General features: G+C 44.6%; 11 protein-coding genes. All 11 read left to right on the forward strand.

Features of this window, described 5'->3' with window-relative positions; translation table 11 throughout:
* The first annotated feature begins 39 nt into the window (after nt 1–39).
* The 11 genes from psaK (F8R90_RS20340) (at nt 40) to F8R90_RS20390 (ending at nt 13,114) form a co-directional block, all read left to right on the forward strand.
* Nucleotides 40–294: a photosystem I reaction center subunit PsaK gene (gene psaK, locus F8R90_RS20340; RefSeq protein ID WP_190895599.1), complete on the forward strand. Its 255-nt coding sequence runs from the start codon at nt 40–42 to the stop codon at nt 292–294.
* 267 nt (nt 295–561) lie between these two features.
* Entirely contained in the window at nt 562–840 is a 279-nt protein-coding gene (gene psaK / locus F8R90_RS20345) for a photosystem I reaction center subunit PsaK (protein WP_196512220.1), read from the forward strand.
* Between the two features lie 288 nt (nt 841–1,128).
* Nucleotides 1,129–2,373 carry a site-2 protease family protein gene (locus tag F8R90_RS20350; RefSeq protein WP_196512185.1) on the forward strand — a complete coding sequence of 415 codons (1,245 nt, stop codon included), beginning with the start codon at nt 1,129–1,131 and terminating at the stop codon, nt 2,371–2,373.
* A 341-nt stretch (nt 2,374–2,714) separates the two neighbouring features.
* Nucleotides 2,715–4,085, forward strand: a complete 1,371-nt coding sequence (gene der / locus F8R90_RS20355) for a ribosome biogenesis GTPase Der (RefSeq protein ID WP_196512186.1) — start codon at nt 2,715–2,717, stop codon at nt 4,083–4,085.
* A 157-nt stretch (nt 4,086–4,242) separates the two neighbouring features.
* Nucleotides 4,243–5,160, forward strand: coding sequence for an energy-coupling factor transporter transmembrane component T family protein (locus F8R90_RS20360; protein ID WP_196512187.1), 918 nt, complete (start codon nt 4,243–4,245; stop codon nt 5,158–5,160).
* A 253-nt stretch (nt 5,161–5,413) separates the two neighbouring features.
* Nucleotides 5,414–6,886: an anthranilate synthase component I gene (locus F8R90_RS20365; protein ID WP_196512188.1), complete on the forward strand. Its 1,473-nt coding sequence runs from the start codon at nt 5,414–5,416 to the stop codon at nt 6,884–6,886.
* A gap of 482 nt (nt 6,887–7,368) precedes the next feature.
* Nucleotides 7,369–7,647 carry a transcriptional coactivator PipX gene (pipX, locus tag F8R90_RS20370; protein ID WP_109010971.1) on the forward strand — a complete coding sequence of 93 codons (279 nt, stop codon included), beginning with the start codon at nt 7,369–7,371 and terminating at the stop codon, nt 7,645–7,647.
* On the forward strand, nt 7,644–8,312 hold the full coding sequence (locus F8R90_RS20375) for a YggS family pyridoxal phosphate-dependent enzyme (RefSeq protein WP_196512189.1): 669 nt from the start codon (nt 7,644–7,646) through the stop codon (nt 8,310–8,312). The genes pipX and F8R90_RS20375 overlap by 4 nt, the downstream gene beginning before the upstream one ends.
* A gap of 461 nt (nt 8,313–8,773) precedes the next feature.
* Nucleotides 8,774–9,376, forward strand: a complete 603-nt coding sequence (locus F8R90_RS20380; protein WP_196512190.1) for a cell division protein SepF — start codon at nt 8,774–8,776, stop codon at nt 9,374–9,376.
* Between the two features lie 106 nt (nt 9,377–9,482).
* Nucleotides 9,483–10,301, forward strand: coding sequence for a pyrroline-5-carboxylate reductase (gene proC, locus F8R90_RS20385; protein ID WP_196512191.1), 819 nt, complete (start codon nt 9,483–9,485; stop codon nt 10,299–10,301).
* A 134-nt stretch (nt 10,302–10,435) separates the two neighbouring features.
* Nucleotides 10,436–13,114, forward strand: a complete 2,679-nt coding sequence (locus F8R90_RS20390) for a DEAD/DEAH box helicase (RefSeq protein WP_196512192.1) — start codon at nt 10,436–10,438, stop codon at nt 13,112–13,114.
* Nucleotides 13,115–13,309 lie beyond the last annotated feature (195 nt).

Genomic DNA, 13,309 nt, shown 5'->3' on the forward strand with positions numbered 1-13,309 from the left:
TTTATAATTTTGTAGGTCTACATTTTAGGAGACAAAAGCTTGATTTCATCTATTTTACTAGCAGCAGCTGCAACTGTTCCCGCAACACCTGCGTGGAATCCTACAGTAGGCATCATCATCAGCATCAGCAGCTTAGTAATGGTTTTACTAAGTACTAGGATCGAAAAACCCCTAGTTGGCCCCAAGTTCCCCATCCTGCCGATTAGTATTCCAACATTCGTTGCAGCGATGGCTTTTGGTCATATTGTTGGCGTTGGCATCGTTTTAGGATTGACTAACATCGGTCGTCTGTAGTTTTGCAATGATCGCGGCGTTGCTTGGAACGCCGCGATCAATACAAAACTCCTAAAAACGATTTTGGTTCTTTCTCCAGCAAGATAACTCATAAGCATTAGCCATTCAGCCTCTGTGTAGTCACTCTAACTGAGGAGGGAGGTATTAACCTTCCCGTTGAGAGACGATCCAACTACTTCATCAGCGGAGGATTTATATGGCTTTAGAGACGGGATTAATCCCTTCTGTAAGGTTTATGTAAGTTAATTCATGCAAGAGAAAGAACCAATGATGTCATCAATGTTATTAGCAGCCCAAGCCACTGTACCCAACAGTGGAACCACATGGAACTTGACTGAAGCGGCAATTATTACTGGCGCTTGTATATTATGTCTTTTGATTATTCCTCGCACAATTCGCTATCCTCACGTTGGGCCTAAGATGCCTTTGCCCTTTCCGTCGCTGTTCAATAATCCCAGTGCCGCTACATTCCTCGCTGCAATGAGCGCCGGTCACTTGATCGGCACTGGTACCGTCTTAGGATTAACTAATCTCGGCATTATCTAAATTTTATTTTTTCGATGTGACACACTCAAGAGGCGGGGTAGGGGAGTAAGAAAGAAGCAAAGAGCAAAGGAGAGTTTTCCCCTCAGCAAGAGCAGCACTCCGCCCCTTTTCCTCTTTCCAATGACCCACTCCAGAGTTTTGCTCACAGGCATTAATTGTCTATTCTAGAAATAAGAGCATTTCGTAACTCGACACTACCGAATTGATGCTCAGAAATATATGTATAAGTATATACGCAAATATTGCGGTATAGGAACTACTGGCAATATCTAGTTTTAGGACAATGTAATGCAAACAAATTGGAAAATTGGGTCTTTATTTGGAATTCCCCTGTTTTTAGACCCGTTATGGTTTGTGATTTTAGGGTTGGCAACTCTCAACTTTGGGGTAGCTTATCAGGAATGGGGGCCTGTTATAGCTTGGAGTGCTGGAATAGTTATGGCACTGTTGCTGTTTGGTTCGGTGTTGCTACATGAGTTGGGTCATAGCTTGGTAGCCCGATCGCAAGGCATTAAAGTTAATTCAATTACCCTATTTCTGTTTGGCGGGATTGCTGCTATTGAAGAAGAGTCTAAAACTCCTTTTAAAGCCTTTCAAGTAGCGATCGCTGGGCCTTTGGTGAGTATCGGACTATTTTTCCTGCTTCGGTTGGGAGCTATCGTGATACCTGATACCAGTCCTCTCAGTGTCATGGTTGGAGATTTGGCCAGAATTAACTTGGTGGTAGCTCTATTTAACATGATTCCCGGCTTACCTCTAGATGGAGGGCAAGTGTTAAAAGCAGCACTATGGCAAATAACAGGTAATCGTTTTCAAGCCGTACACTGGGCTGCAAAGGCTGGACAAATATTGGGTTACAGTGCGATCGCCTTAGGATTTGTTGTAGATTTTGTGACAAAGGAATTAGTACTTGGTTTGTGGATTGCCCTGTTAGGTTGGTTTGCTGTCCGCAACGCCAACAGCTACGACAACGTAACAACATTGCAAGAAAGCTTGCTCAAGGTGGCGGCGGCCGATGCGATGACCCGTGATTTTCGAGTCATTGATGCTGACCAAACATTGCGATCCTTTGCCGATTTATACCTCTTAGAAAACTCTCCCTCACAAGTTTATTTTGCTGCTTCTGATGGACGTTACCGGGGTCTAGTTTCCATTGACGATTTTCGTTTAACCCAAAGGAGTGAATGGGAAACCCAAACCTTACACAGCATTGTGCATCCCCTGACAGAAATACCCACTGTTGCGGAAGCAACATCGATAGCTGAGGTAATTAACAAACTGGAAAATGAGCAGTTACCTCGAGTTACCGTGCTTTCTCCTGCTGGTGCTGTAGCTGGTGTAATTGATCGGGGAGATATTGTACGGGCGTTGGCACAAAAGTTAAATTTGCGGATCACAGATGCTGAAATTAAGCGGATCAAAGAAGAAGCTAGCTATCCGCCTGGGTTGCAACTGGGAGTAATAGCGAAGTCAATTAGAGAAATCAAAGCAGAAAGCCCATCGGCTTTTAGCCTTGGGAGCGTCAAAAACTAAACGTCATACCCTCGTCATAGTTTGGCAATAGATTCGTCAAAAGCTTGTGTGATATTGAATTTGGTATTTGGTTACAAAATGCTTTTTTTGGGTAAAAGGTAGGATTTCCTACCTTTTTTATTTTTCAAAGTAAGGTGAGATCGATAAACCTCTCCCTCCCTTAAACTCAACTTCAAGTCTCTCCCTCTCCGAGTCGGAGAGGGATAGTTTTACGTGGTAAAACCAGGGAGAGGTTTCTTTAACATCGCCTCATGATGATTGGGAAATTATTAAAACTTCAAGTTTAAAGCGAGTAAAATGTAAGTACGTGATATACTACGTCTCTCACTTACCCTGGTTTTATGGCACTGCCAATTGTTGCAATTATCGGACGCCCAAATGTGGGCAAATCCACCCTGGTTAATCGACTCGCCGGGGAACAAACGGCGATTGTCCATGATGAACCGGGAGTGACACGCGATCGCACTTACATGCCAGCTTTCTGGAATGGCCGCGAATTTTTAGTGGTAGACACTGGTGGTTTAGTTTTTAATGATGATACCGAATTTTTACCACTGATTCGCCAACAGGCAATGACAGCCCTTGCAGAAGCATGTGCCGCTATTTTTGTAGTGGATGGTCAAACAGGCCCCACATCGGCAGATTTAGAAATCGCCGAATGGATGCGTCAACAACGCGTACCTGTGCTACTAACTGTAAATAAATGTGAATCCCCAGAACAAGGCTTAATGCAAGCTGCCGAATTTTGGGAATTAGGATTGGGCGAACCCTACCCCATCTCCGCAATTCATGGAAGTGGTACAGGAGAATTACTCGACGAGTTAGTTAATCACATACCTGCTATTGAAGACATCCCAGAAACTAATGAAATCAAAGTAGCAATTGTGGGACGTCCAAATGTAGGCAAATCGAGCTTACTCAATGCTTTTGTTGGGGAAGAAAGGGCAATTGTCAGCCCAATTTCTGGCACAACCCGCGATGCTATTGATACCGTCATCGAACGAGACGGACAAACCTACCGCTTGATTGACACCGCCGGCATTCGCAAAAAGAAACACATAGAATACGGCACAGAATTCTTTAGTATTAATCGTGCTTTCAAAGCGATTCGCCGCGCTGACGTGGTTTTATTAGTAATAGATGCTGTAGATGGAGTCACTGAGCAAGACCAAAAATTAGCTGGGCGGATTATCGAAGAAGGTCGAGCTTGCATCATCGTGGTTAATAAGTGGGATGCTGTCGAAAAAGACTCTTACACAATTTACGACTACGAAAAAACTCTGCAATCACGGTTACATTTTACCGAATGGGCAGAAACAATTTTTGTGAGTGCCTTGTCAGGACAACGGGTAGAAAAAATTCTCGAATTGGTGAAAACTGCGGCTGAATCACACAAACGCCGTGTCAGTACATCAGTTATTAACGAAGTTTTAACAGATGCCGTCAGTTGGCATTCACCGCCAGCATCCCGTGGTGGACGTCAAGGCAAGATTTATTATGGTACACAAGTAAGTAGCCAACCACCAACGATCGCACTATTTGTCAATGACTCCAAACGCTTCAACGACAACTACCGCCGCTACATTGAACGCCAATTCCGGCAACAACTAGGATTTAAAGGTACGCCAATTATCTTACTGTGGCGGAGCAAAAAAGTCCGTGATGCTGAAAGTGGTAACGTTAATAGAGCAACTCGTGTCAAATTAAGTTAGGAGACGCGATGAATCGCGTCTGTACAAGAGAGATGCCATTAATCCCGTCTGTACAGGAGTTATGAGTTAAAGCCAAAATTGCTATTTTTAAGCCTATGTCAACATAATAGGTTAACCCAGAAGTCAAAACTCCTAACTCCTCACTCTTAACTTTCTAATGGATTTATTGCGATCGCTACCACTTGGACTTTATTTAGAACAACCCCAAACTTGGCTGCATAAAATCGATCCGCGAGTCAAGTTTGCTTGGTTGATGAGCTTTTTAACAAGCTATGTTTTGGCTAACAGCTTTTGGCGAGTGCTGCTAGTGGTAGTATTGATTCTTGCTACCTTGATTGCTAGGATTCCCCGACGAGTATGGCAGCAGCAAATGGGTTGGCTATTAATGTTATCGTTTTTTGTCTTAGCGATCGCAGCCATAAGTCCTGATGGAATGGGTGTAAATTATCAGCCACGCCTGCCAGCTAACGAACAAATATTAACCCAGCCATCAAACTCCAATAATATTGTTCAAGAGCAAGCAAGTAATAACAAATACAGCTATGTGTTATTTCATAAAGGCCCAGTCAAAGTAACTCGCCGCTCCTTGGATTTGGCAATACGCCTTAGTACAATTATATTTACCGTAATTTACAGCACCAACCTGTATCTGCTGACAACCGCACCAGAAGAAATCACATCTGGCATAGAAAGCCTAATGCAACCCCTGCGACGTTTCAAGTTACCTGTCACAGAAATTGCTTTAACTTTAACCTTGTCTTTGCGCTTTATTCCCCTGGTTTTAGAAGAAGTGCAAAACTTATTTCGCTCCGTTATGACAAGGGCAATCAATTGGAAAAAGTTGGGATTGAAAGGAGCATTCAAAGTTTGGATGACAGTCGCAGAGAGACTGTTAGAAAACCTCCTATTACGAGCTGATCAAATGGCGAATGCAATGATGGTGCGGGGTTTTACCAGTCCCAACGAGCATCGAGTGCAGTGGCACGACTTACGATTAAAAGGGCGTGACTGGCTTGCTATTGCAACTTTAATTTTATTCTGGGGAATACGGCTAGCTATAGGAACTCAGGTCTAATTTTGCACCGAGAAAATGGTAAGAGGTAATAAGTAAGTCGACGTAAATAATTATTGTTGCAATAAGGCAGGGGGCAGGGAGCAGGGAGCAGGGAGAGAAAGAGTTTGAGCTTTATTTACTTTTATTTACATAGTTTGGTTTTATTGCACCGACTTACTTAGATAATTGCATTTTGTCAGTGGTCAGTAGTCGTAGTTATTTGTACTCACTGCTGAAAAATGTTAACTAATTATTGACAACGCTTTTAAAAAGTATGACCAAGGCTTGGTATTGGCGATCGCTACCCTTAGAAAAGCGCACAGGTTCAGAAGTTTTTGCTGCTCTTTTTCGCCCTACCGCCGCACCGGGAATTGCTACCCTACTAGAAAGTCCCTACCCAACGCCAATCGATCATTCTCAACTCAGCCGATATTCTATCTGTGCAGGTGCTCCTCGCATAGTCGATGGCATCCACCAGATGTGGACACCAGAAGTAGGAGAAGTTTTTCCCTTCCTAGAAAAGTTGTTACAGCAAGGGGCAGGGCAAGATGAGAGGGATGAAGTAATATTTTCTTCCCCCGCTCCCCCTGCTCCCAATCTCCCTTTCACCGGTGGTTGGTTAGGTTGGCTAGGCTACGATGTGGTATGGGAAATTGAACAGTTACCTCGTCATAAAATTGATCCCCTGCCATTTCCCATAGCTTTTTGGTACGAACCAGATTGTTTTGCTGTTTTGGATCATGTTCAACAAATTCTTTGGCTAGCAGCCAGTGATGCAAGTGGACTTGATGAGTTACAGGAGAAATTAGCAAAGAAAGAATTATCTGTGTCTCCTTGTCCCCGCGTCCCCGTGTCTTCTTCGCTCCCTCTGTTTTTGACATCGCAATCAGATTATGAAACAGCTGTAAACCAGGCGAAAAAATATATTCAAGCTGGAGACATCTTTCAGGCAAATCTTTCGTTGCGATTTCAAGCGTCTACATCGGCTTCTGGTTGGGAAATTTACCAAGCCTTACAAAAAATCAATCCTTCTCCTTTTGCTAGCTATTGGCAAACGCCTTGGGGAGAAGTGATCAGTTGTTCGCCGGAACGGTTAGTAATGTTGCAAAATCGGCAAGCCGAAACCAGACCGATTGCCGGGACGCGATCGCGCGGTGCTACACCAGAACAAGATATGCAACTGGCACAAGATTTACTCAGCAACACCAAAGAACGTGCAGAACACATCATGCTAGTGGATTTGGAACGCAATGATTTAGGACGAGTTTGTGAATGGGGAACGGTTACTGTTGACGAATTGCTGACAATTGAGCGATATAGCCATGTAATGCATCTTGTCAGCAACATCAAAGGTACTTTAAAAGCTGAACGCACCAGCATTGATTTGATTCGTGCCACGTTTCCAGGTGGCACAATCACAGGTTGTCCCAAAGTCCGTTGCATGGAAATTATTGAAGAACTAGAACCCGTGCGGCGCAGTTTGTTCTACGGTTCCTGTGGCTATTTAGATTGGCGTGGTCATTTAGATTTAAATATTTTAATCCGCACCCTGCTACTAGCTCCCGTGTCTCAAGAAGGTGGGGGAGCAGGGGAAGAACTGCTTACTGAGAACTCAGGACTCAACATTGTCTGGGGACAAGTTGGCGCGGGAATTGTTGCAGACAGCGATCCTGAAAAAGAATGGTATGAATCTCTGCACAAAGCTCAGGCACAACTTGCAGCACTGAAAATGCTAAATAATCAATAAGGCTAGAGGGTACAGGTAATAGGGAATAGTCTTCTTTCCAATCCCTTGTTCCCTATTCTGTTAGCTATTTTGTGCCATTCAGCGACAGTTGTGGCAGTATGGAAAGAAGTTGAAAAGTTCGCTGTCGCCGTTGGGAACTTCAAAGGGTGTTTTCCCTTGCCACGTCAAACTTTCAACAAGAGGATCAGGACTGCTTTGTGCCTTGTGCCGCTAGGTTGGTGTATTTGAGTTACCAAAGCACATGGCGATATCTATCAACAAAGCTCTACTCTTCGAGTCTACGCTTCGCGGGTCACATTGTAAAATTTCGCCTCACTACCACTAGCTTCATCTGCCCATTAGAAACTAGATCAAGGTCTTCGTAACCGCAGTTTTGCATTTTAAGAAAATATTCTGACGAATGTTGGTATTATCGTCTGAATGTTTGGAATTCACTGCGAAAAGATATATAACTCCCACCTTGACTACACCTTGACTCTTAAATGAATCCAGAAAACGCAGAAACTTACATAAACCATCCAACTTGGGGTTTACTCTACAAAATCTGTATGGTTGATGAGAACCAGGATCTGTTCACCACACTTTATGCCCAGCGCTTATTTTTTTTGGTCGCAAATGACGTTAAAGGTGTTAAATTCCAGTCTCTAGGACGTACTGAGGCTAGAATGATGTTGGAAAATCGCTTACGTACCCTGCGGCGCAGTGGACAATCTCAGGAGTACGATCAGCTTCAGAGTGTTTTCCAACGCACCTTCCAATGAATAGTTCGATTTCCGAACGTATTGTTACCATTCGCTCCTCACTGCCAACTTCAGTCAAATTGATTGCTGTTAGCAAACAAGCTTCTGCCCAGGCCATTCGGTCTGCCTATGCCGCAGGAATTCGTGATTTTGGGGAGAGCCGTATCCAAGAAGCCGCCAGCAAACAAGCCGAGTTGCAAGACTTACCGGATATTACCTGGCACTTTATTGGACATTTGCAAAGTAATAAAGCCAAAAAAGCCATCGAGCAATTCCATTGGATTCACTCCGTCGATAACTTGAAGCTGGCACAGCGCTTAGATCAATTGGCGCAACAGCTAGGAGTGAGTCCCCAGGTTTGCCTGCAAGTGAAAATCCTCCCCGATCCCAACAAGTCTGGTTGGAGTGTGCCAGAACTGTTGGCTGATTTACCCATACTCGATCAATACAAAAGTTTACAAATTCAAGGTTTGATGACAATTCCGCCTTCAGGATTAAATGATTCCGAAATTCTTAATGTGTTTAATCTCAATCGTGAACTAGCAAAGAAAATCCAGGAGCAAAACTGGTCGCATATTAAAATGCAGCACTTGTCTATGGGTATGTCAGGCGACTACGAACTGGCAGTGCAAGCAGGCGCAACGATGGTACGATTAGGAACCATATTGTTTGGCGATCGCTCTTAAGCGTATTTCACATCCCTCTTCCGGTTGAGTATCAAGTGCAAGCAGGCGTAATGAGGGTGCGATTAATAACCATATTGTTTGGCGATCGCTCTTAGCCGATTAATCATCAGCCTTGGAGGTCGGTATTAATACAGATCAGGATTTGATGACAACAATTTTGTAACAGACTGGTGCAATTGGAAACAAAGGATATAGTATTGACAAGAGCAATCGCCAAGGGAAAATGGGGTATAAAGAGCTTTCCTTCGGACAAACCTTAGGATATAATCTTGACTCATTATTATGTTTAGGCGATGCACAGACCTTTCCAAAAAGTGTCAGTTCATCGCCAAAACCAGTAGTATGGGTTACAAATAGCAAGAGACTTGCTGAAGTATCCACCGATGTAGCGCTTGCTCCTATCTCAATCAATCCTAAGCCAAGTCAATACAGGCTATTCGCACCAGGAGAGTACACACACTATGAACAATATATTTTCCAAACTCAGAGACTTTGTGGGTCTAAATGAGCAAGTGGAATACGAGTATTACGAAGAAGAACCAGAAACAGATAATAATTACCAAAACCTGTATCAGCAAGAAAATCCCCAACCACCAGCACCACAGGAGAGCGCAGCCGCTCAAAATCGACGCTGGCGGGAACCAGTGCCTACAATGGGAGATGATATAGCAGCAGGTTCAAAGCCAATGGGGAATGTGATTGGTATGCCAGGAGCAATTAACGGAATTTCGGAAGTTTTAGTCCTCGAACCACGCACTTTTGAAGAAATGCCCCAGGCAATTCAAGCGCTGCGAGAACGCAAGTCAGTGGTATTAAATCTGACAATCATGGATCCAGATCAAGCTCAACGAGCAGTAGATTTTGTTGCAGGTGGTACTTACGCACTAGATGGACATCAAGAGCGCATCGGTGAAAGCATCTTTTTGTTTACGCCAAGCTGTGTCCAAGTTAGTACCCAAGGTGGCGTTCTTCATGAAGTACCACAACCGCCAGCACGCCCTTCTCGTCCTACAGGTTCTTCAAATCAAACCTGGGGTAACGAAACTAACCGGATGGCACAATAAAGTTAAATTAGTTGTTAGTCCTTTGTCCTTTGTCATTTGTCCTGGGTTTTAATAATAGTGACAAATGACAAATGACAAACGACTAATGGCAAATGACTAACGATCAATGACTAGAAAATTTGGCTTAATTGGTGGTGGGGTAATGGGAGAAGCGCTCTTATCCCGCCTTATCGCGCGTGGAATTTATCAATCATCAGAAGTCATAGTTAGCGAACCGCTATCTTCACGTTTAGATTTTTTGAAACAGCAGTACGATGTTGCTGTGACGACAGATAATAGCGAGGTTTTCACCGAAGCAAAAGAAGTTGTATTTTTGGCAGTTAAACCGCAAGTGTTTAGCGCGATCGCTCAAGAATTAGCAGATATTGATATTCTTAATAAAGAACACTCACCCCTAATCATCTCCATATTAGCGGGTGTACCTTTAAGCCAGCTAGAAGCTGCATTTGTGCAATTGCCAGTTATTAGAGCAATGCCCAACACCCCAGCAACAGTGGGAGCGGGAATTACCGCAATTTGTTCAGGTGCATATACCAATGCCAAGCATCACCAAATAGCACAGCAAGTTTTTTCTGCTGTGGGCGAAGTCGTGGAAGTCTCAGAAGGGCTAATGGATGCAGTCACAGGGTTATCTGGTAGCGGCCCGGCTTACGTGGCACTCTTGGTAGAAGCACTTGCTGATGGCGGAGTATCCGCAGGTTTACCTAGAGCAATTGCCAATCAACTAGCCTTGCAAACCGTACTGGGAACAGCGAAACTGTTACATGAAACCAAAATGCACCCAGCAGAACTCAAAGATCGCGTAACCAGTCCCGGTGGTACAACCATTGCGGGAATTGCCAAGCTAGAAAAGGCAGGATTTCGTTCAGCTTTGATTGAAGCAGTAAAAGCTGCCACAGAGCGATCGCAAGAGCTGGGAAAATAATTAAGAGTCCTTTGTCATTCATCCTTTGTCCTTTGTGAAAAACTAATGACTAATGACTAATGACAAATGACCAATAACGAAGTTGACAAAAGACTCGTTAGTATAGTAAACAATCTGGTTGCAAATGTGATTGAGTGAATTATCCTGCGCCGTCTCCAGAACTTGACCTAGGGTCTATATTTCCCTTTGATCTGGATCAGTTTCAAAAAGAAGCGATCGCGTCCCTGAACGCTGGACGCTCCGTTGTCGTATGTGCCCCCACAGGTTCGGGCAAAACATTGGTCGGAGAATACGCCATTTATCGCGCCCTGGCGCGAGGAAAACGTGTATTTTACACTACTCCCCTGAAGGCGCTGTCAAATCAAAAATTACGTGACTTTCGAGAAAAATTCGGGTTTGATCAAGTCGGACTGTTAACTGGAGATGCTTCCATTAACAGAGATGCACCGATTTTGGTAATGACCACAGAAATTTTCCGAAATATGCTCTATGGCACACCCATTGGGCAAATAGGCATCTCATTAGTAGACGTTGAAGCGGTGATCCTTGATGAGTGCCACTACATGAACGATCGCCAGCGCGGTACAGTTTGGGAAGAATCAATCATCTATTGTCCCCGTGAAGTACAACTGGCAGCCCTTTCAGCAACCGTTGCTAACAGCGATCAACTCACCGACTGGCTAAATCGCGTTCACGGCCCAACTGACCTGATTTACTCCGATTTTCGCCCAGTTCCCTTGGAATTTCACTTTTGCAATCCCAAAGGGTTATTTCCCCTGCTGAATGATAGCAAAACCAAAATTAACCCCCGCCTTCTTCAGAAGAAGAAGGGGAGAGGGGGAGAAAGAGAGAGGGGGAAAAGTGGCAGACCGGAAGCTCCTGGCATAATTTATACCTTGAGCCAGTTAGAGCAACGGGATATGCTCCCAGCGATTTACTTCATCTTCAGCCGCCGGGGATGTGATAAAGCAGTGGCAGAAGTGGGTGATTTATGGCTGGTAAATAGTGAAGAGTCCCAAATTTTACGCGAACAGATTGATGACTTTTTAGCCCGCAATCCCGAAGCCGGGCGTTCTGGACAAATTGCACCCCTGTACCGGGGAATTGCTGCCCACCACGCCGGAATTTTGCCTGCTTGGAAAGCACTGGTAGAAGAACTGTTTCAGCAGGGGCTGATTAAAGTAGTATTCGCCACCGAGACGCTAGCAGCGGGAATTAATATGCCCGCCCGAACAACCGTAATTTCTACCCTTTCCAAGCGGACTGACACTGGACATCGCCTATTGAATGCTTCTGAATTCTTGCAAATGGCGGGACGAGCAGGCCGCCGAGGGATGGATAAACAAGGTCATGTGGTGACAGTCCAAACTCCCTTTGAAGGAGCTAAAGAAGCGGCGTATTTGGGAACATCTAAGCCTGATCCGCTAGTTAGCCAGTTTACGCCCAGTTATGGCATGGTACTTAACTTGCTGCAAACACACACCCTAGAGCAAACCAGGGAACTGATAGAACGCAGCTTTGGGCAGTACATGGCCACCTTGCATTTAAGACCAGAATACGATGAGATTGCCGAACTGCAAACGCAATTAGCTCAACTTCATGAGCAAATCGCCGCAGTTGATGAAAATGAACTGGCTGTTTATGAGAAATTGCGGCAACGCCTGAAAGTAGAACGCCAGATATTGAAAACCTTGCAAGAGCAAGCACAGGAAGATAGACAAGAAGAATTGGGGATGATGTTGGGCTTTGCAGTGTCAGGAACTCTGTTGAGTCTCAAAGGCAAAAATATCACAGTGTCTTCACCCGTAACCGCAGTGTTAGTGGGAAAATCGCCGGGTTCTGGTCAAGCTCCTTACTTGGTATGCTTAGGGCACGATAACCGCTGGTATGTGGCAACGACAGGGGATGTAGTCGATTTATATGCCGAACTGCCGCGAATTGAGGTGCCACCTGATTTACTACCACCGCCAGAGATGCCTCTGAAGCCAGGACAGTCGCGCCGTGGTAACGCAGAAACATTTGCGATCGCTGCGCGTATTCCGGATCCCTTAGAATCTTTGCATCTGGCACCAGAAGTAGCAGAACAACTCAGTCGCACTGCCGCCGTCCAAGAGCAATTAGAAGCTCATCCCCTACATCAATCAGGCAATGCTGCCACGCTTTTCAAGCGCCGGGCCCGCTATGTCGAATTAGAAGCCGAACTCGAACAGTTGCAAGGGCAAGTAGAGCAACAGTCACAACGTCATTGGGAAGAATTTATCAATTTAATCTCAATTCTGCAACACTTTGGCGCTTTAGATAACTTAGTACCCACACAATTAGGGCGAATTGCTGCTGCCATTAGGGGCGAGAATGAGTTGTGGCTAGGTTTAGTATTTGCTAGTGGCGAATTGGACAACTTAGATCCGCACCATTTAGCCGCCGCCGCCGCCGCTTTGGTGATGGAAACACCTCGTCCAGATAGCAAAGTTAACTACGAGCTTAGTAATGAAGTCGCAGAAGCCTTAGCAAAATTGCGGGGAATTCGTCGCCAAATGTTCCAACTACAACGGCGGTATAACGTAGCGCTGCCTATATGGTTGGAATTTGAGTTAATTGCGATCGTGGAACAATGGGCGCTGGGAATGGAATGGACAGAACTCTGCGAAAACACCACCTTGGATGAAGGCGACGTGGTGAGAATTTTACGGCGGACGTTGGATTTATTATCGCAAATACCCCACGTTCCCCATTTACCAGACTCTTTCCAGCGTAATGCATATCGGGCGATGCAGTTGATTGATAGATTCCCTGTGAATGAAGTAGTTGAATAAAAAGGACGCAGGGACGCACAGAGAGTATTTGATAATTTCTTTGCGTAAGTTTGAGGGGTTTATAGTACTACTGTAAACCCCTCAATAATGAATTTAGATTTGACCCAATAATAGTAGTGGTACGTAGTTAAAAATGCTTTTTTGGTTTCGTATATCTTCATATACGTCATTAATCAAATGTATCTAACTGAAGTT

The organism is Nostoc sp. NZL, assembly GCF_015714705.1.
Taxonomy (GTDB): Bacteria; Cyanobacteriota; Cyanobacteriia; order Cyanobacteriales; family Nostocaceae; genus Nostoc; species Nostoc foliaceum_A.